This is a genomic window from Nonomuraea sp. ZG12, from assembly GCF_052068115.1.
Lineage (GTDB): Bacteria > Actinomycetota > Actinomycetes > Streptosporangiales > Streptosporangiaceae > Nonomuraea.
Map to the genome: position 1 here is coordinate 259,030 of NZ_JBQHCW010000005.1, position 21,196 is coordinate 280,225.

22 protein-coding genes and 1 pseudogene are annotated in these 21,196 nt (G+C 68.9%); 16 read left to right on the top strand and 7 right to left on the bottom strand.

Going from position 1 to position 21,196, the window contains the following annotated elements; translation table 11 throughout:
* Nucleotides 1-15 precede the first annotated feature (15 nt).
* A complete protein-coding gene (locus ACTMTF_RS17825; protein ID WP_441111676.1) occupies nucleotides 16-516 on the top strand; it encodes a hypothetical protein in 501 nt (166 codons plus the stop codon).
* On the opposite strand, the gene ACTMTF_RS17830 is transcribed toward ACTMTF_RS17825, so the two are convergent.
* Both ACTMTF_RS17830 and ACTMTF_RS17835 read right to left on the bottom strand, forming a co-directional pair.
* Nucleotides 513-2,630 carry a transglycosylase domain-containing protein gene (locus ACTMTF_RS17830; protein ID WP_441111677.1) on the bottom strand — a complete coding sequence of 706 codons (2,118 nt, stop codon included), beginning with the start codon at nucleotides 2,628-2,630 and terminating at the stop codon, nucleotides 513-515. The two genes, ACTMTF_RS17825 and ACTMTF_RS17830, sit on opposite strands and share 4 nt — an antisense overlap.
* Before the next feature lie 113 nt (nucleotides 2,631-2,743).
* Nucleotides 2,744-3,562 carry a hypothetical protein gene (locus tag ACTMTF_RS17835; protein ID WP_441111678.1) on the bottom strand — a complete coding sequence of 273 codons (819 nt, stop codon included), beginning with the start codon at nucleotides 3,560-3,562 and terminating at the stop codon, nucleotides 2,744-2,746.
* Between the two features lie 244 nt (nucleotides 3,563-3,806).
* On the opposite strand from ACTMTF_RS17835, the gene ACTMTF_RS17840 reads away from it, so the two are divergent.
* The 4 genes from ACTMTF_RS17840 (at nucleotide 3,807) to ACTMTF_RS17855 (ending at nucleotide 7,545) form a co-directional block, all read left to right on the top strand.
* Nucleotides 3,807-5,255, top strand: coding sequence for an aldehyde dehydrogenase family protein (locus tag ACTMTF_RS17840; RefSeq protein WP_441111679.1), 1,449 nt, complete (start codon nucleotides 3,807-3,809; stop codon nucleotides 5,253-5,255).
* A 272-nt stretch (nucleotides 5,256-5,527) separates the two neighbouring features.
* Complete coding sequence (locus tag ACTMTF_RS17845) at nucleotides 5,528-5,923, top strand: spore-associated protein A (RefSeq protein WP_441111680.1); 396 nt, start codon at nucleotides 5,528-5,530, stop codon at nucleotides 5,921-5,923.
* 259 nt (nucleotides 5,924-6,182) lie between these two features.
* A complete protein-coding gene (locus tag ACTMTF_RS17850) occupies nucleotides 6,183-6,725 on the top strand; it encodes an ATP-binding protein (protein ID WP_441111681.1) in 543 nt (180 codons plus the stop codon).
* Nucleotides 6,726-7,197: 472 nt separating this feature from the next.
* On the top strand, nucleotides 7,198-7,545 hold the full coding sequence (locus ACTMTF_RS17855; RefSeq protein WP_441111682.1) for a DUF6247 family protein: 348 nt from the start codon (nucleotides 7,198-7,200) through the stop codon (nucleotides 7,543-7,545).
* A 443-nt stretch (nucleotides 7,546-7,988) separates the two neighbouring features.
* Here ACTMTF_RS17855 and ACTMTF_RS17860 read toward each other — a convergent pair whose 3' ends face one another.
* Nucleotides 7,989-8,804 carry a helix-turn-helix domain-containing protein gene (locus ACTMTF_RS17860; protein WP_441111683.1) on the bottom strand — a complete coding sequence of 272 codons (816 nt, stop codon included), beginning with the start codon at nucleotides 8,802-8,804 and terminating at the stop codon, nucleotides 7,989-7,991.
* A 123-nt stretch (nucleotides 8,805-8,927) separates the two neighbouring features.
* On the opposite strand from ACTMTF_RS17860, the gene ACTMTF_RS17865 reads away from it, so the two are divergent.
* The 3 genes from ACTMTF_RS17865 (at nucleotide 8,928) to ACTMTF_RS17875 (ending at nucleotide 10,642) form a co-directional block, all read left to right on the top strand.
* Nucleotides 8,928-9,350, top strand: a complete 423-nt coding sequence (locus tag ACTMTF_RS17865) for a hypothetical protein (protein WP_441111684.1) — start codon at nucleotides 8,928-8,930, stop codon at nucleotides 9,348-9,350.
* Between the two features lie 14 nt (nucleotides 9,351-9,364).
* Complete coding sequence (locus ACTMTF_RS17870; protein ID WP_441111685.1) at nucleotides 9,365-9,646, top strand: permease prefix domain 1-containing protein; 282 nt, start codon at nucleotides 9,365-9,367, stop codon at nucleotides 9,644-9,646.
* 411 nt (nucleotides 9,647-10,057) lie between these two features.
* Entirely contained in the window at nucleotides 10,058-10,642 is a 585-nt protein-coding gene (locus ACTMTF_RS17875) for a hypothetical protein (protein ID WP_441111686.1), read from the top strand.
* 12 nt (nucleotides 10,643-10,654) lie between these two features.
* Here ACTMTF_RS17875 and ACTMTF_RS17880 read toward each other — a convergent pair whose 3' ends face one another.
* From ACTMTF_RS17880 to ACTMTF_RS17890, 3 genes are all read right to left on the bottom strand, one after another.
* Nucleotides 10,655-10,879 carry a hypothetical protein gene (locus ACTMTF_RS17880; protein ID WP_441111687.1) on the bottom strand — a complete coding sequence of 75 codons (225 nt, stop codon included), beginning with the start codon at nucleotides 10,877-10,879 and terminating at the stop codon, nucleotides 10,655-10,657.
* Nucleotides 10,880-11,165: 286 nt separating this feature from the next.
* Nucleotides 11,166-11,729 (bottom strand): chloramphenicol phosphotransferase CPT, encoded by a 564-nt coding sequence (cpt, locus tag ACTMTF_RS17885; protein WP_441111688.1) that lies wholly within the window; start codon nucleotides 11,727-11,729, stop codon nucleotides 11,166-11,168.
* A gap of 69 nt (nucleotides 11,730-11,798) precedes the next feature.
* Entirely contained in the window at nucleotides 11,799-12,659 is an 861-nt protein-coding gene (locus tag ACTMTF_RS17890) for a TIGR03619 family F420-dependent LLM class oxidoreductase (RefSeq protein ID WP_441111689.1), read from the bottom strand.
* 142 nt (nucleotides 12,660-12,801) lie between these two features.
* Between ACTMTF_RS17890 and ACTMTF_RS17895 the strand changes: the two genes are divergently transcribed.
* The 8 genes and pseudogenes from ACTMTF_RS17895 to ACTMTF_RS17930 all read left to right on the top strand — a co-directional run bounded on the left by ACTMTF_RS17895 (nucleotide 12,802) and on the right by ACTMTF_RS17930 (nucleotide 19,720).
* Nucleotides 12,802-13,755, top strand: coding sequence for an aminoglycoside phosphotransferase family protein (locus ACTMTF_RS17895; protein ID WP_441111690.1), 954 nt, complete (start codon nucleotides 12,802-12,804; stop codon nucleotides 13,753-13,755).
* Between the two features lie 3 nt (nucleotides 13,756-13,758).
* Nucleotides 13,759-14,004: pseudogene (locus tag ACTMTF_RS17900) on the top strand (respiratory nitrate reductase subunit gamma); the annotation flags it as partial.
* Between the two features lie 70 nt (nucleotides 14,005-14,074).
* Nucleotides 14,075-14,380: a DUF3040 domain-containing protein gene (locus ACTMTF_RS17905; RefSeq protein ID WP_441111691.1), complete on the top strand. Its 306-nt coding sequence runs from the start codon at nucleotides 14,075-14,077 to the stop codon at nucleotides 14,378-14,380.
* A gap of 20 nt (nucleotides 14,381-14,400) precedes the next feature.
* Complete coding sequence (locus tag ACTMTF_RS17910) at nucleotides 14,401-14,973, top strand: TetR/AcrR family transcriptional regulator (RefSeq protein ID WP_441111692.1); 573 nt, start codon at nucleotides 14,401-14,403, stop codon at nucleotides 14,971-14,973.
* A 72-nt stretch (nucleotides 14,974-15,045) separates the two neighbouring features.
* A complete protein-coding gene (locus ACTMTF_RS17915) occupies nucleotides 15,046-16,224 on the top strand; it encodes an SDR family oxidoreductase (RefSeq protein ID WP_441111693.1) in 1,179 nt (392 codons plus the stop codon).
* Between the two features lie 22 nt (nucleotides 16,225-16,246).
* Nucleotides 16,247-17,293: a S1C family serine protease gene (locus ACTMTF_RS17920; protein ID WP_441111694.1), complete on the top strand. Its 1,047-nt coding sequence runs from the start codon at nucleotides 16,247-16,249 to the stop codon at nucleotides 17,291-17,293.
* A 118-nt stretch (nucleotides 17,294-17,411) separates the two neighbouring features.
* Nucleotides 17,412-19,031, top strand: coding sequence for a cytochrome bc1 complex cytochrome b subunit (gene qcrB, locus ACTMTF_RS17925; protein WP_441111695.1), 1,620 nt, complete (start codon nucleotides 17,412-17,414; stop codon nucleotides 19,029-19,031).
* Between the two features lie 92 nt (nucleotides 19,032-19,123).
* Nucleotides 19,124-19,720 (top strand): FMN-binding negative transcriptional regulator, encoded by a 597-nt coding sequence (locus ACTMTF_RS17930; protein WP_397007431.1) that lies wholly within the window; start codon nucleotides 19,124-19,126, stop codon nucleotides 19,718-19,720.
* 46 nt (nucleotides 19,721-19,766) lie between these two features.
* Here the strand turns inward: ACTMTF_RS17930 and ACTMTF_RS17935 are convergent, their stop codons facing one another.
* Nucleotides 19,767-21,095 (bottom strand): M14 family zinc carboxypeptidase, encoded by a 1,329-nt coding sequence (locus ACTMTF_RS17935; protein ID WP_441111696.1) that lies wholly within the window; start codon nucleotides 21,093-21,095, stop codon nucleotides 19,767-19,769.
* Between the last annotated feature and the right edge of the window lie 101 nt (nucleotides 21,096-21,196).

Genomic DNA, 21,196 nt, shown 5'->3' on the forward strand with positions numbered 1-21,196 from the left:
GCGATGGAGGAAACGATGAGATGGCCGGTCCTCGTGCTCGTCCTGCTGGCTCTGTGCGCGTGCGGCGGATCGGAGCCTCCGGGACGCAGTACCGATGAGTACGCGCCCAACGAGGGCGCCAACGCGACCGTGAACGACATGGTGCTCAGGAACGCCTTCGCGATCGGCGCGAAGCCGGGGCAGGCGCTGCGGAAGGGCGACGACGTCCCGCTCTACTTCGTCCTGGTGAACGACCGCCGCCGGCCCGACGAGCTCGTCTCGGTGAGCGCCAAGCCCATGTTCTCCGGTGCCACCATCTCCGGCCAGAAGCTGCTGGTACGGACGAACGAGCTGGTCGGCGGCGGCGCGGCGCCCCAGGTGGTGCTGACCGGCCTGGCCAAGGAACTGCGCAGCGGCAGCTTCATCCCCGTCACCTTCACCTTCAAGGCCGCCGGCCCGCTGAAGACACTGGTCCCCGTGCTGCCGCCCACGCAGTGGCGCGCCACCTTGTCCCCCGCGCCACAGTCCTCCGGCTAGTCGTCTTCGAGGCCGGGCTCCACCGTGACGTCGCCGTCGTCCGCCACGGGCCGGCAGTCCTGGGAGCACCCCTCGAACCGGGCCGAGTCGATGGGTGTGAACGACGTCGGCGGCACGCCCTCCAGCGCGGCCATCATGGTGTCCCGCCAGATCGGCCCGGGAAGAGTGCCTCCGGCCACGGCCCCGTAGTACCGGCCGCCGATCGTCACCCCGGTCAGCTTGTGCCGCTGGGAACCGCGCGGGTCACCGAGGCTCACCGCCGCCGCCAGATCCGGGGTGAACCCGGCGAACCACGCGGCGGCGTAGTCGTCCGTGGTGCCGGTCTTGCCCGCGGCGTCCCGCCCGATGCCACCGACGTGGCGCATCGTGCCCTTGGTGAACACGCCGGACAGCACGTCAGCCGTCGCGTCCGCGGTCGCGGGGTCGAGCGCCCGGCGGCACTTCGGCCGGTAGGTGGTCGCCTCGCCGTCGCGGTCGGCGATCCGGGTGATGGCCATCGGCGCGCAGTAGGTGCCGCGCGCCGCGACGGCCGCGTACGCGGTGGCCACCGTCACCGGGTCCATCTCGTTGATGCCGAGCGTGAAGGTCTCGTACTCCTGCAGCTCGCGCCCGTCCGCGCGCCGGATGCCCAGCGACTTGGCGGTAGTGACCGTCTCACAGAGCCCGACCCGCTGCTCCAGCTCCATGAAGAAGGTGTTCACCGACCCCCAGGTGCCGGTCCGCAGCGTCTTGAAGCCCGGGGAGCCCTCGTCGTTGGTGACGGTGTGCGTCGGGTCGCCGATGTTCTCGCCCGCGCAGTTCTTGAACGTCGCGTAGCCGGGCGCGCGGTATCCGGCGCCTGCGGTGAGGCCGTCGTCGACCTTCATGCCCTGCTTCAGGGCGGTGATCAGGGTGAAGGTCTTGAAGGTGGAGCCCGCCTGGAAGCCGATGCCGCCGCCGTGCGCGGCGTCCGCGACGACGTTGTACGAGATCTCGTCGCGGGCCTTGCTGCGCCCGTAGGGCCTGCTCGCCGCCATCGCCTTGACCGCGCCGGTGCCCGGCTCGACCAGGGCCTCGGCGGCCACGGGGGCGTCGGAGGCGGAGACGTACCTCTTGATCGCCTGGTCCGCCGCGACCTGCATGGCGGGGTCGATCGTGGTGGTGATCGTCAGGCCGCCTCTGTTGAGCATCTTCAGGCGGGCGTCGGCGGTGGGGCCGAAGTCGGGGTTGCTCAGGATCTCCTGCCGGACATACAGGCAGAAGTACGGATATTTGCTGGCTTCGCAGCCGCCGGGGAGCTTTGTGCCTTTGTAGCCGAGCTTGGTGGCCTTTGCCTTGGCCGCCTGCTCTGGGGTGATCTTGCCTAGTTCGGCCATGCGGTTCAGGACGACGTCGCGGCGGTCCTGGAGGCGGTCGCGGTGCTTCCTGCCCAGGTTCGGATCGGTGGCGTTGGGATCCTGGACGGCTCCGGCCAGGGTCGCCGCCTGGGGCAGTGTGAGTCGGGCGGCCTTGACGCCGAAGAACCGCTTGGCCGCCGCCTCGACGCCGTAGGCGCCGGCGCCGAAGTATGCGATGTTCAGATATTTCTCGAGAATCTGGTCCTTGGTGTACTTCTCCTCGACGCCCATGGCGTACCGGAGCTCGTTCAGCTTGCGCGCGTAGCTGGCCTCCAGGGCGGCTTCGCGGCCTTCGTCGGTGTCGGCGGAGTTGAGCAGCACCTGCTTGACGTACTGCTGGGTGATGCTGGATCCGCCCTGGCTCACCTGGCCCGCCCGCAGGTTCGTGGCCAGCGCCCGGAGGGTGCCCTCCAGGTCGATCGCGCCGTGCTCGTAGAAGCGGTAGTCCTCGATCGCGACGATCGCCGTCTTCATCACGTCGGCGATCTCGTCGAAGGCGACGACCTCCCGGTACTCCTCGTAGAAGCGGGCGAACGCCTTCCCCTTGGCGTCCCGCACGACCGTGACCTCGGCCGGCGGCGGCTCGACGAGGTCGACCGGCTTGATGTCGACCTCGTTCGCCACCGTCCTGAACCCGAGCCCCGCGCCCCCCACGACCGGGAGCACGATCCCCGCCACCAGCACGCCCGCCGCCCCGCCCGCGACGGTGAGCCGCGCGACCTTCGTCCCCCAACGCATGCTTTGCCCTTGTTTGTCATTCAACAGAGGCCAGGAGCAAAGCAGATCCGGTCAAGCGATGTCTAATAGCGCTATCAGCAATGGACCGATATCCGATCCCCTATGGACGCAGGTCAGGGCTTCCATAGCCAGTTGCGCCGGGTGTACAGCGGCCGGAAGCCGGCCCGCAGCATGTTGTTGAGCGACGGATTGGCCAGGCCCATGGGCGGCAGGTTCGTCTCGGCGACCAGCCACCGGCAGCCCGCCTTCGCCGCGGCGTCGGCGCGCAGCCCCAGCAGCGCGGTCTGCGCGCCCCGATTACGGTGACCCCGCAAGGTCGCCGCCCCGGATAACTCGGCCGCCTCCCCGTTGAACAGCACGTAGGCGTTGGCGACCATGTCGTCGCCGTCCCAGGCGGCGAAGGCGCCGAACCCGTCGAGCCGCACGACCGTGGCGAACATGTCCGACAGCGCGCCCTCGGGCATCTCGAAGCCGCGCAGGAAGATCGAGGCCGCCTCGCCCGCGCGGGAACCGTCCACGGGACCGACCCGCAGCTCAGTCGCGCCGTGCCGGAACTCCTCGATCGGGCAGACGAGCTTCACCCACTCGTCCTCGGCCGTCAGGCCGTGGGCGGCGCGGATCTCGTCCCAGTCCGGCGGCAGCACCGACGGCGCGATCTGCAGGTGGGCGCCGGGGCTGCCCCGCTCGCGCAGGAAGTCGCAGACCTCTTCGATGAGCCCGTGGGTGATCGGCTCGGTGAAGCCCAGGCCGAGTGCCTTGTTCCAGCAGCCGCCGATCGGGTCGTTCCGCATCGCCAGGACGACGCCTCCCCCGATACGGGCCGAGGCCATCCCCAGCGCGGTCTTGACCGCTTCGGGCGCCTCATCCTGAATGCGGAACAGGTTCTCGGCCTCGGCGAATTCGGCGATCTCGCTCAGCCTGTCCTCGGGCATTGACGACGTCCTCTTCGTGACCGTTCGGTCTAAGAGGCATGGTCGCTCAGGTGGCGGCTCAGGTAACCGGGCTGAGGTCGTCCGTCCACTACGTCATTTGTCGCGCTCGCCCTCGCCGAAACGCACCGAATGGAACGGTCCTCTTCATCTAGGACGCCGTCAGAAACGTGATATACCGTGCACTAACCCATCAGGTTCGGGACCGGTTACCCGGCCCCCTGGGACGACCCCGAGGTAACAGTCGATGACGCCGCTGGACCAGCTGCCCGAGATCCGAACCGAGCTCTACATCGACGGCGAGAGCGTCGGAGCCGATGACGCGCTGAAGGTGATCGACCCGTCCGACCTCACGTCGGTCGTGGGTTACGCCGCGGCCGCCAGCGCCAAGCAGGCCACGTCCGCGGTCGCCGCCGCCGACCGGGCCTTCCCCGCCTGGGCCGCGCGCACGCCGCAGGAGCGCGCCGAGGCGCTGATCGCCGCGCTGGCCCCGCTGGAGGCCGACCGGGCCGCGACGGCGGAGGTGCTCACCCGCGAGAACGGCAAGATCCGGATGGAGTCCTTCATCGACTCCATCGTCTTCGACCACCGCTTCCGCCTGGCCGCCGGCCTGGCCGACCAGGTCCAGACGGTGACCCACCTCCCGGCGCCGCCGTACCGCACCGAGATCTCCTACCTGCCCCTCGGCGTGGTCACGATCATCGTGCCGTTCAACTGGCCGCTGGCCATCCTGGCCGCCTCGCTGCCGCAGGCGCTCCTGGCCGGCAACACCGTCGTGGTGAAGCCGCCGCCCACCACGCCGCTGTCCGTCGTCCGTACCGTGGAGCAGGTCGCGCGGCTGCTGCCGCCGGGCGTCCTCAACGTCGTCACCGGCCACGACGCGGAGATCGGCGCGGCGCTGATCCAGGACGACCGGGTCAAGAAGGTCTGCTTCACCGGCAGCCCCGGCGGCGGCAAGCGGATCATGTCCATGGCCGCCGGCTCCCTCACCCGCGTGGCCCTGGAGCTGGGCGGCAACGACCCGGCGATCGTCCTCGCCGACGCCGACCTCGGCCCCGACGCCCTGCAGAAGCTCTTCACCGGCACGTACGACTCCACCGGCCAGATCTGCATGGCCACCAAGCGCCTGTACGTGCACCGCTCGCGTTACGACGAGGTGGTCGAGGGCCTGTCCGGCCACCTCGCCGCCACCCGCCTGGGCCACGGCCTCGACGAGCAGACGACCATGGGCCCGCTGCACAGCTCCCGGCAGAAGGAGTACGTCCTGGAGCTCCTCGACCAGGCCCGCGCCTCCGGCGCCGAGGTCCGCGAGTTCGGCAACGAGATCTCCCAGGGCAACTTCTTGCGCCCGTCCCTGGTCCTCGACCCCGCCGACGACACCCGCGTGGTGGTGGAGGAGCAGTTCGGCCCCACGTTGCCGATCCTGCCCTTCGACGACGAGGCCGACGCCGTGGCCCGCGCCAACGACACCTGGTCCGGCCTCTGCTCCTCGGTCTGGACCACCGACCTCGACCGCGCCGCCGCTCTCGCCGCCCAGCTCCGCACCGGCTACACCTTCGTCAACGCCCACGGCGCCGCCCACCTGGACGAGCGGGCTCCGTTCGGCGGCTTCAACCACAGCGGCATGGGGCGCGAGATGGGCCTTGAGGGAATCCGCGAGTTCATGGACACCCACTCGGTCGGCTTCCCCGCCTGACGGATCGGCCTCCGGCTCCCCTTCGATCACCTGTCGAAGGGGAGCCTTCGCTTGTCGGAGGAGTGCCTCTCCTGTGATCGCGCGGTCACTGTGCGATCACACGGTGTTTCGGTGTGGTTACGCAGGTGTTTGCGCGCCATTGACGGCATACATAACACGTATGTAGGGTCAGGCCCGTTGATCGGCTCCCGTCGCCGGAGGTCCGGCCGGCGGTTCGAGTTCTGTGTGCAAGGAGACCTGGATGAACATGCGAAGGATCGCATTCAGCCGCGATGGCCGTGGTGGCACTGACGGGTTCGGTGGCCGCGTCCTCGCCCGCCTACGCAGCGTCCTATAACGGCTCGTGCGGCGCGGGCTACAGCGTGGTGAACTCAGCGGCGGTCGGCACTCTCGGCACGGTGTTCCTGACTTACAACAGCTCCAACGGCTACAACTGTGCCGTCATCATCAGGCACAAGAAGGTATCTTCCGCGAATGCGGATTGGATGCGCGTCCAGTTGAACAACCAGGCGGCGTTCGACGGGACAGTGGAAGACTCAGGCGTGTACACCTCCTACGCCGGACCTGTTTACAAGTACGGAAAAGGCCACTGCATGTGGTGGAGCGGAATGGTCTGGCTCCATCCTCAGAAGGCCAACACCTACAAGAAGAAGACCAACTGCGGTTGATCTTCCGCCGTAACGCCCTTCCTCTGAACGACCACCGGACCACGGACCAGGCGCTCAGGCGGCGAGACGTTCGGGGTCTCGGCCGTCACTGATACGACACGCCATGCGCGTACCGGCACCCGCATGGTGACCCGCCGTGCGGGCATTGGCCTCTCTCACCACCACTTCACCACCACGGGCCCGGCCTCGATACGGACCACCCAGAGCGCGGGCCAAGTCCCTTTACCTCATTCCTTGTGACCCTCTCTGGTTCGCCATCTTGCAGGGCAGCAGTCGATATAGAGACAACTCGACCAATGTGGTGATTCATGTGATTTCACGGACCGGCCTGACGGAATTGGGAGAAGCGAAACTCGTACGCGACGCCCAGGCACCGCGCCTGGCTCGCGAGACGGTGACCGCCTGGATCGGGCGCTCTCATCCTGTACGGGATGTTCTGGTGTTGGTGGCATCCGAAATGGTCACCAACGCGGTGCGGCACGCGGACACCGGATGCGACCGGCGCTGGGTCCTTGTCCACCTGTCCCAAGGCATCGATTTCCTCCGCCTGACAGTGACCGACCCTGGTTCATTGTTCTCAGCTCCGCACCGCATTCCGGCGCAGGAGCAGTTGAGCGACAAAGCCGAAGGCGGGCGTGGCCTGGCTATCGTGGCCGAGCTATCGCGGGAACGGTGGGGCAGCCAACTGCTCCCCCCGAGCATGCACCGTGTCGTCTGGTGTGATGTGGACGTCGAAAAGAGCGCTCCGGCCATGGGAACCCGAGGCCTCGCGGCGCAGGCGCCACAGTGGTCACTGACGTGATCGGGATCTGCTAGTTTTACCCCTTCTGGTCGGAAGCTGTTTGTATGACCACTTTTCAGGCAACCGTGCGGCCCGTGACCGCCGCAGACCTCCTCACCGTCGAACGGCTCTGGCTCATGTTCCGCCACGACATGGCGGAGTTCCAGGGCGGACTGCATCTCCCGGCACCCCGGCCCCTGGAAGATCGCCTTCCAGGACTCCAACACGGCGGCCGTCGCAAAGATCTCCAGGACGTACCTCTGGTCCTTCGTCTCCACGAACGGCGGGTACGCCAACGCCAACAGGGCGCAGCACGACGTCCTCCAGGCACTGCCCCAGGAATCCGCCTCGTCCGCACACAGAATCAGCTCATGTAGCCGACTGTCCGGAATTTGCGGGGCACCTCAGTCACCTGGGAAGTTCCGCCGAGCCCGCAGGCCACGACGGCCAAGTGGCGTAATCTGAGGTGAATCTATGAGAGGGGGATCATCTCATGACCGCGCAGCCCCATGAGCCGACAGGCGTGAGCGCCCCGATGCTGGACAAGAGCTTGCGTTCGATCCGTGCGGCCTTGACCGTGCCACAAGATCGGGAGGCCTTCGACGCGGGCCTGCGTATGGCTCTGAACGAGGTAGGAGCCACGCTCGACCTCGGCAAGCTCAATGAGTTCATCCACACCTGGTGGCTGATCGCGCACGACTCCCTGCACGACCGCGCTGGCCGCGAACGCATGTATGCGCACGCCGCGCACGTACAAGACCTCGCCGAACGTGGTCAAGCGGTGCCACGTGGAGACAGAACCTGGCGCGAACTGCTCGCCGAGCGTGGCGTACAGGCGTAGGTGTACGCGCTCACCGAGCCGGATCCGGTTGCCCAGGACCAGATCGCGGCTCTACCGGTTGACGCAGCCCGGTACCTTGCCGAAGTCTTCGCCCTGTTGGAGACAGCTCCTTGGGCCGGCAATCCCTCCAACCCAGCCAAGCCGGAAGGAAACCTCCGAGTCATGCCCTTCGGGGATGGTGGGTTGGTGACCTACCTCGTACTGGAACAACAGCGTGAGATCTACGTCGTCCGCGTCCAGTGGCTCTCAATCGCATAGCACTCTGCCATGCGTCTCAGAAGTCGAACTTGGCCGGAGCTCGCCTTGGCGGCGACGACTTCGGCGACGGCGGGGGAAGCGGCTCACGTAGTACTCATTGATCCGGTCGCCCACGGTCATCGGCTCCCAGCCATTACCGGCGGGAAGAACATGGCCGATCTTGGCAACATGCGAGCACGACCGGCTCAAGCCCCGCCACGCGATAGGGCGCGGAGGGTATTGGCAGTGAAGTCGTCGAGGGGATAGAAGAGCTCGATCGCCAGCTCAGACAGCGTCACGTCGGCCGGGGCGCCGAAGGTCGCCATGGTGCTGAACATCGCCAGTTCGCCGAACGGGGTGCGGATTCTCAGGGGCACCTGAATCGGGCTCGGCTGGTGTCGCGGGGCTCCGTTGCGGTGCGTCTCCTCGCTCGATGGCACCGGGTAGCTGGAAACCTCCTTGTAGAGACGGCGGAGCTCGGTGTCTCCAGTGGCGTTGACCTGGCGTGACAGCCGTTCCAGGAAGAGTTTTCTCACTTCCTCCAGGTTGGCCAGCCGCGCGGCCAGCCCGTCGGGGTGCAGGGCCAGCCGGAACACGTTCGGCTGCGGCTTCAGCAGGTGCGGCGGGATGCCGTCCATCAGGACGCCCATGGCGTGGTTGCCCTGCAGCACGTTCCAGATACGGTCGACCACGACGGCCGGGTACGGCTCATGCGCCGTCAGCATGGTTTCCAGTGCGGAGCGGATCGAGGCCATGTAGTCGTCGTCGAGGCTGCTTTCCCGGTAGGCCGGGGCGTAGCCGGCGGCCAGCAGCAGCGTGTTGCGCTCGCGCAGGGGCACGTCGAGTGCGGCGGACAGGCGCAGCAGCATGGCCCGGCTCGGGCGGGCGCGGCCGTTCTCCATGTACGACAGGTGCCGCGCCGAGGTGTCGGCCAGGTTGGCGAGATCGAGCTGGCTGAGTCGGCGCCGCTGTCGCCACTCCCGCAGCAAGGTCCCTACCCGAGACGGCTGTTCCACGTCCATGCCGAGGAGGATAGGCCACCACCAGGTGGGCGACGCCATGACCTCGGAGGTTATTGAGCTCGTAACCGCTGCGGTGGCATGGTCTTGTCCAGTTAGGACCCACTCAGGACGAAGGAGACCTGTATGAGCACGCCAACCGGGACCGCCCGGCATCCACAGACCGACGCCATGGGCCCGCTGCGCACAATTTTGCGGATCGACGGGTGGAGCACCGCTGTTTTCGGCGCGGTCATGCTCGCCGCCGCCCAGCCGCTCAGTGGCCCGCTTGGCCTGCCGACCGCCTGGTCCATCCCGTTCGGCGTGGCCATGCTGGGCGGGGCCGCAGCGCTCGGCCTCATCGCTGGTCATCCGCGGATCCCTGTGCGATATGTGGCGTTCGTCGTGGCGGGCAACGCGCTGTCCTGTGTGACGCTGCTGGCCTTGGCATTCGCGGACGTCATACCGCTGACCGGCTTGGGGGTTGCCTTCATGCTGGTCGGCGCGCTGGTGGTCGCCATCTATGCCGGGCTTGAGTTCGCTGGGCTTCGGCGACTGGGGGCGAGGTGATGACAAGAGCGGCTATGGCAGAGAAGGTCGCGGCAGGTACGAGCGTCATCGACGACTACGTGGACCGTCTGCACCGCAGGTTGAAAGGTCCACCTCGCATCAAGCGCGATCTCCTTGCCGAGGCGCGCGATGGCCTGCTCGACGCAACGGACGCCTGGCAGCGACGTGGGCTCGGCCGCGCGGAGGCGGAGAGGACGGCCGTGCGCGAGTTCGGTCCGTTTGGCGAGATCGCGCGCGGCTATCAGAGAGAATTGTCTTTCGAACTATGGACAACATCCCACCGCACCGCAGTTTGACGGCTCACCTCACGGTGTAACGGCAGCCCAACGTGGATGATCATTGCTCGGGCTTCCGTCTCCTACGGAGCGATAGGGATGGCATGGTGAGGGTCAGGTCGATTCCTTCGATTCCTTCGATTTCACCGATCCAGCGCTCTGCTACGGCGTGTTGGCGGCGGGCGAGGAGATCAGTTTCGATCTCATTGAGACGGTCGAGTCATCTTCGGGTTGACGTTCAGCATCGGGCAGCGGATGCAGGCTTATCCGAACTAGCCCAGACGGCTTGGCGGGGTCGGATCGCAGTCGAGTTGCTCAAAGTAGTGGGCAACAATCTCGGCGCCGGAGAGCATCCGGACGTGTCGCGCTGCCAACTCCGGTTGGCCTGGTCGCCTTTCAATGGGCGTCCGGGGACGGGGGAGAATGCAGCACATGGATGACGCGTTCACACTCCTTCGGCAGGCCGTCGATCTACTGCCGGAGGACGCAGCGGCAGAGAACGGACAGACAGTCGGGGGTGTGCGCGAGGACATCGTGCGCCAGGAGTGGGAGATGGTGCTCGAGGTTCTCATTGAGATCGGGGATGTCCACCCCGTGTCCGTTGACTTCTGGGAACTCCTCGCCGAGGCCGCTCGCCAGATGATGCTCGACCGCAGCCGGCGCTGGTGCGAGTGGCGGGGCTGGGAAGTCCGACACGGCACCGTCCGGGCGACCCTGAGCCTGGTGGGTGCGAAGGAGGGCCGACGCCGGACTGCCTTTGCCGCAGACGGGCGGCTCCGGCCGATGTGGGACATTGGCAACCGCACCGCTGGCGGGGAGCGAGAACTGAACATCGCCCGGTTGTGGGTGGAGTATGCGCAGGAGCTCGGCCCGGGAGAGACCGCCGACGTTCGGCTGGCTCCTCTGAGCCCCGAGCAGTGGAGGCACCTGAAGTGCGGCGATGTGATCACCATGTACGAAGCCCGACCTGTTGCCGGAACGGCCACCGTGATCGAGGTCCTGCCGCCGCGCGCTTGAGCTCATCTCGCGTCAGGCGGGCTCCGGCTGCAGCCAGGTGATCTTCGAAAACTGTCCGGCCTCAGATGGCGGGACCAGTACTGTTCCAACGTGATGAAGCCGGATGGGATGAAGCTGGGGATAGAAGCAGCGCGCCTTCTCGCCGCTGCGGACTGCTGCGAGATAGCGCCGGGGCTGAGCGAGATCGAGTTCCAGCGTATTGAGCAGGAGTACGGCATCGAGTTTGCCGACGGCCACCGGGCTTTCCTGACGTCGGGCTCGGGCTCGTTGGCTGCCCAGGTGTGCAGGTCGTAGTAGAAGCTGCGGACGATGCCGTCCACGCCGGCGCGGGGCCGACGGCCCTGTGCTGCCTCCGCCTTGGTGCGAGTCACCGGCAATACTTGGCGAAATATCCCGTCAGGTCGTCGCGCGAGATGAGGCCGTCGTTGGCGGACCTGCGCTGACCGAAAACATCCAGATCCAAGAACCAAGCAGGACTTACAGTCGCCCTGGCCGCAGCCTTCCGACGCATTCAGGCGCATCGCTAGTGCTGTGACCGGGGACGTTCGCCGGATTGCCGTACGTGATCGGCGATGGCCTCCGCGCACACCAGGGCCTCGGTCTGCGTGGTGTCCACTTCCAGGCCGTAGACCACACCTTCGTGCACGACCTCCGCCTGCGCCACGGCCATTCCCTGGATCCGGTCCCCCCGAGCTTTCTCCCGCTCGGCCGCGACCGCGCCGGCGCACCTGACGCCCACCCACAGGACGTCCAGTCCGCCGAGAACTCGCTGCCACCGCTGCTGGGACCCCGCCCCACCGAGGAAGACGTCATCGATGATGACCCGAGCTCCGGCACGGGCCATCGCGGCGATCCCCTCCATCCACGCCGCCTGCAGCGCCATGAAATCGGGTCCGACGCTGATCCCGCCGTCGGGGGCGAACTCGATACCCGCATCCGAGGACTGCATGGACAGGGGCATCGCCTCAATGAGCGAGTCGACCCCGAAGGCAAGCCATGGCTGCGGCAGGACAGCCTGCAGGTGCCGGACGATCTCGGACTTACCCGCGCTGGATCCGCCGTTGAGCACGATCACCTGAGTCGTCACGGCGTACAGGCTAGAGCTTCGGCCTTCAGGACGCGGAACCCTTTTCGGCCCGCACCCGTTCAGGGGCCGTCAGCCGATACCGCGGAGGGCGAATCTCCGGGCGAACGCGCACATCTCATCTCGCTGCTGTTCCGGTTCCGTCGCAGTGGGGCTGACCACGATGCGGGTCACGCCTTGCGCGGCGAAGGTCGCGACCCGTTCGGCGGACATGTCGATTGACCCCCATCGCGTGTACTCCAGCGCGCCAGGGTCGCGACCGGCCTCGACGGCGGCGGCCCGGGCAAGATCCAGTTGGATCGCGCGCTCCTCGGGGGTGAGCGCGCCGCCGGGGAAGTAGCCGTCGCCACGCCGCCCGGCGCGGCGTGCGGCCGCCCTGCTCGATCCTCCGACGTGGATCGGCAGGTGGGCGACCCCATGAGGCTTGGGATAGCTGGTCACGTCGTCGAAGTTGAAGAACTCGCCGTCGAAGCCGATGCCCTCCTCGCCGCCTTCCCAGAGCAGCCGCAACACGTCGATGGCTTCGTCGGCACGGCGTCCTCGCGTGCCGAAGTCGACCCCCACCGCTCTGGCCTCGCCGGGCAAGGTGCCCAGCCCTACGGTCAACAGCCGCATCCGCCCCTTGGACAACACGTCGATGGTCGCCAGGCGCTTGGCCAGGATCACTGGGTGGTGGTACGGCAGCAGCAGCACGGCGGTGCCCAGCAGGATGCGCTGGGTGGCCGCCGCGACGAAGCCCAGACAGTCAAGCGGATCGGGGTAGGGCAAGGCCGGCGGGAATTCGAAAGGGCCGAGCGTGGCGCCGGGATACAGCACGATGTGCTCCGGGAGATACAGCCCCTCGAAGCCGCAGTCCTCGGCATGCCGGGCATAGGTCACGAGCTTGTCGGGGTCGACACCGTCGGCTGTGGAGTAGCTGATCGCGAATTTCATCGTCATCCTCATGGTCGGTATGCGCGAGCACGCTACAACCCTGTCGTCGATGTCAAGGCAAGCGCGGAGCCGCCGATTCGGTACGTGCTGACCTCACGCATGGCCTGACCCCTGTAGCGGAAATGGAGTTGACGGGCACCCCGTGAAAGCGTTCGGATGGCGCGCGTACATCAGGAGGGTGGTCATGGGCGCGGGCAAGATGCATGCCGACGAGTGGGACATCGACGTGGAGCTCGTGCGGCGGTTGCTGTGCGCGCAGTTTCCCCGGTGGGCCGAGTTGCCTGTGGAGACGTTTCCGTCGGGTGGGACCGTGAACGCGGTTTACCGGCTGGGGGACGACATGGCCGTGCGGTTGCCCCGGATCGAGGGTGGGGTCGGGGACGTGGTGAAGGAGCGGCGGTGGTTGCCGTCGCTGGCTCCGGTGCTGCCGGTGGCCGTGCCCGTCGTGCTCGGGGAGGGGGAGCCGACTGAGGAGTTTCCGTGGGCCTGGTCCGTCTATCGATGGCTCGACGGGGTGAATCCGGAGGCTGGACGGCTGACCGACCCCGAAGGGCTGGCGGCGGATCTGGCGGGGTTCGTCGCGGCGTTCCGGCAGGTCGGGCTGGACGGTGGGCCGCCCGCCTACCGGGGTGGGCCGTTGAAGGCGCAGGACGCCGGGACTCGCGACGCGATCGGGGCGCTGGAGGGGATGATCGACACCGGCGCGGCGACGGCGGCGTGGGAGGCGGCGTTGCGGGCGGGTGAGTGGGATGGGCCGCCCTGCTGGGTGCATGCCGATCTGATGCCCGGCAACCTGCTGGTCGATCGGGGGCGGCTCAGCGGGGTGATCGATTTCGCGACCGCCGGTGTGGGTGATCCCGCGTGCGATCTGATTCCGGCGTGGAACCTGCTCCCGGCCGCGGCGAGGCGCGTCTTCCGGGCGGGCCTGGACGTCGATGACGCGACCTGGGCGAGGGGCCGGGGCAGGGCGCTGTCCATGGCGCTGATCCAACTCCCCTACTACGTCGACACGAACCCGGTGATCGCGGCCAATGCCCGGTATGTGATCCGCGAGGTCCTGGCCGATCACGAAGGGCGCGGGATGCTCGAACGATGAAAGCCCTGGTTCCGGTCGATCTTCTTCTTCAGCCCGGATCCGGCGTTGATGGCGGGCGCGCCGCCGCAGTTCCAGCTGCACGCGCTGAGCGCGCTGGTGCTGTTCGCCAGCTGGCCCTTCACCCGGCTGGTGCACATGCTCACCGCGCCCGTCGGCTATCTGACCCGGCCCTACGTGGTCTACCGCGGCCGCGACGAGCAACCGACCGGCGCCCGACCGCCCCGGCGCGGCTGGGAGCCCTCCCGCTGACACTTCTCTCCACGGACGGAAAGTCGCATACTGCAAGAAAGGGGGTAAATCAGGAGGCGACATTGCGGTCATGGGCCTTTCACGTGAGGAAGAACGGGCGCTCCAGGAGATCGAGGAGCAGCTGGCCTTCGACGACCCCGATCTCGACGCCCTGCTGACCAGAGCGCAGTCCGCACAGCCCGCACAGCCCGCGCGGTTCGAGCCCCGGCGGAAGTTCTCGATGGGCCTGGCCGCGTGGTGGGTGCTCGCCGTCCTGGCCTACGTGGTGTTCGTGATCGGCCTGGTCATGACGGTGACCACGCCGGAGGAGGCCTGTCGCGGCGCGCAGGGCCCCTGTGAGCAGCCTTCGGTTACGAAAGTTGCGCAAATTATGTAGATCGGTCTAGCTTTAGCCGCATGGCGGTCAAGGGTGACCAGACGCGCGCGCGGTTGATCGACGCCGCGCGCACACTGGTGGAGGCGCGGGGCTACTTCGGCACCGGCCTCAACGAGGTGATCGAGGCCGGCAAGGCCCCCCGGGGCTCGCTGTACCACCATTTCCCCGGCGGCAAGGATCAGCTGACCGCCGAGGCCCTCACCGCCTCCGCGCGGGAGATCGACACGGTGATCGGCGACCTGGCGGAGCGCGCTCCCGACACCCGGGCACTGGTCGAGGCGCTGCTGGACGCCCTGGCCGACCGGATGGAGGAGGCGGCGTACACCAAAGGCTGCCCGATCGCGACGGTCGCCCTGGAGGTGGCGGCCACCAACGACCCGCTCCAGAAGGTCTGCGCGGACGCCTATGACGGGTGGCAGCGGGCGCTCGCCGACCGCCTGGCCGCCGACGGCCACGCCGCCGGGGACGCCGAGGACCTGGCCTGCTCCTTGCTGGCCCTGATCGAGGGGGCGCTGGTGCTGGCCCGCGCCCAGCGCAGCCGGACCCCGATCGAGCGGGCCCGGCGCACGGCGGGAGCCCTGCTCGGCTCCTGAACCAAGCGGCCTTTCGGCTGGGTCGTCGCACGGCATCAGATTATGTAGATCGGTCTACAGGAAAGAGTGGTCATGGAACCGGACACCCTGGTCGTCGGCGCTACCGGCTTCGTCGGCCGCTGGCTGACGGCGGAATTACTCGCTCGGGGGCGTCCGGTCGCCGCAAGCGTCCGGGGCGGGCCCGCCCGCGCCGCCGAGCTCCGCACCTGGCTGCGCGAGCACGGCGTGGACGATCGCGCGCTCACCGTCGTCCCGGCTGACACCACCCGGCCAGGGCTCGGGCTGCCCGCGACGAACCGGACGGAGTCCGTACGAGATGGGGAAAACCGGCCGGATTCCGTACAGGACGTGGAGGACCAGCTGGGGTCCGTACGGGACGTCTTCAACACCGCCGGCACCTTCCGCTTCGGAATGAGCCGGCAGGAAGCGCGGCGCGCCAACGTCGACGGCGCCCTGAACGTCCTGCGCTGGGCCGGCGCCCGCCCCCACCTGCGGCGGCTGGTCCACGTGTCCGGTTACCGGGTCGCCGAGACGCTGACCCACCCCGTGTCCGAGGAGCGGCTGGCCGGCCTCTACCGGCGCTACGGCGCGTACGAGGCGTCGAAGCGGGAGGGTGACGCGGCGGTCCGCGCCATCGCGGAGAAGGAGGGGATCCCGCTGACCACGGTCAATCCCGCCACCGTGATCGGGCACTCGGTCACCGGCGAGGCCGGGCAGTATCTCGGCCTGGCCGACCTGGTCCGGCAGCTGTGGACCGGCCGGCTCCCGGCGCTGCCCGGCACCCGGCGCACGTTCGTCCCGGTCGTCACCGTCGACCACCTCGCCCGCTTCCTGGCCGCCGTGCCCGAGCACGACCGTGGGCCGTACCACGCCCACTGGGTCCTCGACGACGCCACCCCCGAGCTGCCCGAGCTGGTCGCGCTCCTCGCCCGGCACCTCGGCGTACGCGCGCCGCGCCTGCTCCTGCCGGTCGGTCTCGTACGGCGACTGCCGCGCGCGCTGACCGGAGCCGACCCCGAGACGCTGACGTTCCTGTCCGAGGAGCGCTACGACACCTCGTCGGCCGACGCCGTCGGGCTGCGCCACCCGCCCGTGGCCGACGCCCTGCGCCGCTGGGCCGACCGGCTCGTCGCCGACCGCTTCGGCCAGGCCGACCGGCCGGCGGGTTCCACCAGGTCACCGGGGCCCGGGCCTGCCTCGCCGGCGACGGCGTCTCGCCCAGGTCGCTGCCGCTTCGGCCGTTTGACGTGAGTATGCCGGGTAGGCAACCGCCATGTGCCTGGTTCGCTTGCTCGCGACGCTGACCGCCATCGCCTGCCTGGCAGGGTGCGCAACGGGGGCTCCGGCGAGCCCGACGGCATCTCCGCCGGCGAGTCCGACGGCCACCGACCGACCGCAGAGCTCGCCGAGCCCGGACGGCCTGTTCAGCCGCATTCCCGGCATCGTGCGGCAGGTGGAGCCGTCGGTGGTGACCATCTTCACCCCCGGGTCGCTGGGCAGCGGGGTGGTCTACCGCGCCGACGGCATCATCCTGACCAACGAACACGTCGTCGAGGGCCAGCGGCGCGTCCAGGTGGCCTTCGCCGACGGCAAGCGGGCCGACGGCCGGGTGCTGGCCACCGACGCCCGCACCGACCTGGCCGTGGTCAAGGCCGAGCGGGACGACCTGCACCCGGCCACCTTCCAGCCGAAGCTGCCGGTGCCGGGTGAGCTCGCGCTGGCCCTCGGCAGCCCGCTGGGCTTCGAGAACACGGTGACCGCCGGCATCATCTCCGGCCTGGACCGGGAGGTGCCGGACTCGGCGCAGGCGGGCCACGCCCTGGTCGACCTGATCCAGACCGACGCCGCGATCTCGCCCGGAGTCTCCGGCGGCGCGCTGGTGAACGCCCGCGGCGAGGTCGTCGGCATCAACGAGGCCTACATCCCGCCGCAGGAGGGCGCGGTGTCCATCGGCTTCGCGATCCCCGCCGGGGTCGTCACCTGGGCCGCCGACCAGCTGCTCGACAAGGGCAAGGTCACCCACTCCTTCCTCGGCGTCGGCCTGCGGACGCTGACGCCGGAGATCGCCCAGTCCCTCGACGTCGGGACCGAGGGTGGCGCCATCATCACCTCCATCGTCAGGGGCGGCCCCGCCGCCGACGCCGGTCTCCGGCGGGGTGACGTGATCACCGCCTTCGCCGGGCAGCCGGTCCGCACCTCGGAGGACGTGGTCGACAAGCTGCGCGACCTCCGGCCGGGTACGAAGACCGCCGTCGAGGTCCAGCGTGACGGATCCACCGAGCAGGTCGACGTCACGATCGGCGAGGCTCCGGCGTCATGAGGGGCCGCGCGGCCGGGCAAGGCTTGCTCAAGATGGCCCCCCAGATCGGCGTGGAGTCTGGGCCGGCCGCTCGCGACAACGTGCGATGGCGGTCGGGAAGGTTGATTGGAGCCCGTACATGACCAAGATCAGCAAAGCCATCGCGGGGCCGAGCCGGTTTCTCGACGAGCGTCTGGGCGGGGCGAACTTCCTCAAGCGGAACCTGCGCAAGGTCTTTCCGGACCACTGGTCGTTCCTGCTGGGCGAGATCGCGCTGTACGCGTTCATCGTCCTGCTGCTGACCGGCACGTTCCTCACCTTCTGGTACGTCCCGAGCATGGAGCACGTCACCTACGACGGCCCGTACGCGCCGCTGAGGGGCGTCCAGATGTCGGCGGCGTACGCCTCGTCGCTGGAGATCAGCTTCGAGGTGCGCGGCGGGCTGCTGCTCCGGCAGATCCACCACTGGGCGGCGCTGCTGTTCATCGGCGGCCTGATGGTGCACATGCTCCGGGTGTTCTTCACCGGCGCCTACCGCAAGCCGCGTGAGCTGAACTGGCTGATCGGCCTGACCCTGTTCACCGTGGCCCTGGTCGAGGGCCTGACCGGCTACTCGCTGCCGGACGACCTGCTGTCGGGCGCCGGGCTGCGGATCACCCAGGGGGTGATGCTGTCGATCCCGGTCATCGGCACGTACCTGTCGTTCTTCCTCTTCGGCGGCGAGTACCCGGGCGAGGTGGTGATCCCGCGGTTCTACTCGATCCACATCCTGCTCATCCCGGGCCTCCTGCTGGCGCTCATCACCGCGCACCTGATCCTGATGTGGGTGCAGAAGCACACCCAGATGCCGGGCAAGGGCCGTACGGAGATGAACGTGGTCGGCGCGCCCTTCTTCCCCGCGTTCATGGCAAAGGCGGGCGCGTACACGCTGTTCACCATCGCCGTGCTCACCGGGCTGTCCACCTTCGCCCAGATCAACCCCATCTGGCTGTACGGCCCCTACAGCCCGGCCGACGTCTCCGCCGGGTCGCAGCCCGACTTCTACATGGGCTTCCTGGAGGGAGCCCTGCGCCTGATGCCCTCCTGGGAGATCAACGCCTTCGGCTTCACGCTGGCGCTCAGCGTGCTGATCCCGGCGCTGGTGCCGCTGGGGTTGATCTTCACCGGCCTGGCGTTGTACCCGTTCCTGGAACAGTGGATCACCGGCGACCGGCGCGAGCACCACATCGCCGACCGGCCGCGCAACAACCCGCACCGCACGGCCATCGGCGTGGCCGGCGTCACGTTCTTCTCCATCCTCACCATCATGGGGGCGAACGACCTCTTCTCCGCCTTCTTCCACATCCCACTGTTCTGGACCACCTGGATCGGCCGGTTCGCGCTCTTCCTCGGCCCGGCCATCGCCTACGTCGTCACCTACCGGATCTGCGTCGGCCTGCAGCGCGCCGACGCCCGGGTCCTCGCTCACGGCGTGGAGTCCGGGGTGATCACGCGGCTGCCGCACGGCGAGTTCGTCGAGGTGCACGCGCCGCCCGCCGACGACCTCGCGGCGCACGTACGCGGCAAGAAGTCGATCCCGATGCTGCCGGGAGCGGACGGCGACGGCCAGGTGCCGCCCGAGACCGCGCGCGGCCTGATCGGCCGGCTCCGCACCAGGATGAGCCGGGCCTACGGTGGCGAGAAGGCTCCCCTGGAGGAGAAGCACGAGGAGCACGAGGCGAAGGTGCCCGCCGGACGGGACGAGCCGCCGCGCAGCTGACCCGCCGGCTTGTCGAACTCGGCAAGCCGGGCGGCCCAGGCTTGTCCCCGGCCACGCTGACACCGGCCGCGACCTGCGGGTTTCATGGCCTTGTGCTGGAACAACCAATCTTCGCCCTGAACGAGCCCGCCACCCTGCGCGCCCTGATCGCCGAGCAGGGATGGGCGCTGCTGGTCAGCGACGGCGGTCCCGTGGTCTCCCACGTGCCGATCATCCCCGACCCTGCGACGGCCGGGCCGGAGATCGTCGGGCACGTGGCCAGGGCGGACGCCGAGCTGCACGGGCTGGGCGAGCGGCCCGTCGCCGTGGTGGTGCAGGGGCCGCACGGGTACGTCTCCCCCACGCTCTACCAGGACGGGCCGTACGTGCCGACGTGGAACTACGTGACGGTGCACCTGTACGGCACGCCGGAGATCCTCGGCCCGGAGGAGACCTACCAGGTGCTGTCCGACAGCGTGGACCACTACGAACGGGATCGGCCGCGGCCGTTCCGGTTGTCGGGCGTCGAGGAGTACGCGCACCGGCTGCTGCCGGCCGTGACCGGGTTCCGGCTGGTGCCGGATCGGGCGGTGGGCAAGGCCAAGCTCAGCCAGGACAAGCCCGCCGAGCTGGCCGACCGGGTGATCGCCGGTCTGGCCGAGGGCGCCCTGGTGGCGGCGATGCGGGAAGCGCACCGCCGCACACCCTGAGCCTCAACCGCGGGCCGCGTGTCGCACCGCCGCGCGCCCTGACCCGTCAGGCGTGGGCCGCGCCCGCCAGGATCGCGCCGTACTGGATGGCCACCAGGTCGTGGATGGGGATCGTGCGGGCGGCGGTCTCGCTCTCCTCGCACCAGCGCGCGTGCAGCTCAGCGAGCTCGCCGGCCCTGGCGCGGATGACGGGAGTGCCGTTGCCGACGGCCATCTCGCCCTCCAGCGCCCTCAGCAGGATCCCGCCGAAGCGCAGCCGCGCGCTGGCCAGGCTGTCCCGGCAGGAGAACACCTCGGCCACGGTCGCGGGCCGGTCACCGGAGGGGTCGACGGCCCGCCGCTCGTCGGTCTCGGCCCACTCCGCCAGCATCGGCACGAACGCCCTGCTGGCACTGAGGAACGGCGAGGCCGTCACCAGGTCGCCGCTGACGGCGGACAGCGTCGCCTCCAGGATCTCGTGGGTCTCGCGCATCCGCTTGGCCTGCTCCTGGATCAGGTCACGGTAGGAGCGGCCCACGGGCGAGGTGTCGGCGGCCTCCGGCTCGGTCCAGTACGGGATCTCGGCGGTCAGCCCGAGGGTGCCGTACTTCTTGATGTAGGAGTCGCTGGCCGCGCCGCCGATGTGCGGGACCGGGTCCTGGCCGTTGGCCTCCAGGTAGTCGTAGGCGTCCTCCATCGTGGGCGCCTGGTAGATGGCCTGCTCGAAGGAGCGGACCGCGGGATGCTCGGCCTCGCCGGCGTGCAGCGGCACGCCGTATCTGCCGGGCAGCTCCTTCAGCACGGCGTGCAGCTCGGGGACCGGCCGGTTCAGGTAGTAGAAGACGCCGCCGGACTCGCCGTTGTGCAGGGTGGTGAAGAAGGCCGGCCGGGTGTCGTCGATGAGCCGCATGAGGGCCAGCGTCTCGGGGAGCACCCGGTCGAAGTAGGAGCGTTTGTAGGAGAACGGGAAGGTCCATTCGACCTGCTCGTCGGGGGCCGGCCGGTAGAAGTGCCTGCCGTAGTGGGCCTTGGTGAACGGCCCGGCGAACCAGCCCTCGTTGAGGCGGGTGCCGTCCGGGTCGAGGCAGCCGACGATGTGCCAGGTGTAGCCGGTGGCGCGGCGCAGGTCGGCGTCGGTGCAGAGCCGGGTGGCCAGATGGGTGACGGTCAGGCCGCCGATGGGCTCGTTCGGGTGCGGCCCGGCGGCGACGATCGCGTGCCGGGGGCCGTCGCCCACGGTGAGGCAGAGCAGGGGGTCGCCGAGGCGGGAGGTGCCGATCCGGCGCAGGCCGGCCACGCCGGGGTGGGCGTCGGCGAGGGCGGCGAGGCTTTCGTGCACCTCGTCCACGGTGGCGAAGCGGTCGAAGGCGGGGACGGAGTCGAGTTCGTCGAGCACGCTCCAGTGTGCGAGACGAGCCGGGTGCCGGGCATCGTCGCAGGTCCCAACGTCCGAGACGACGACTTGTCGGAATCGTCAAGCCGGTGAGAGCCTAGCCC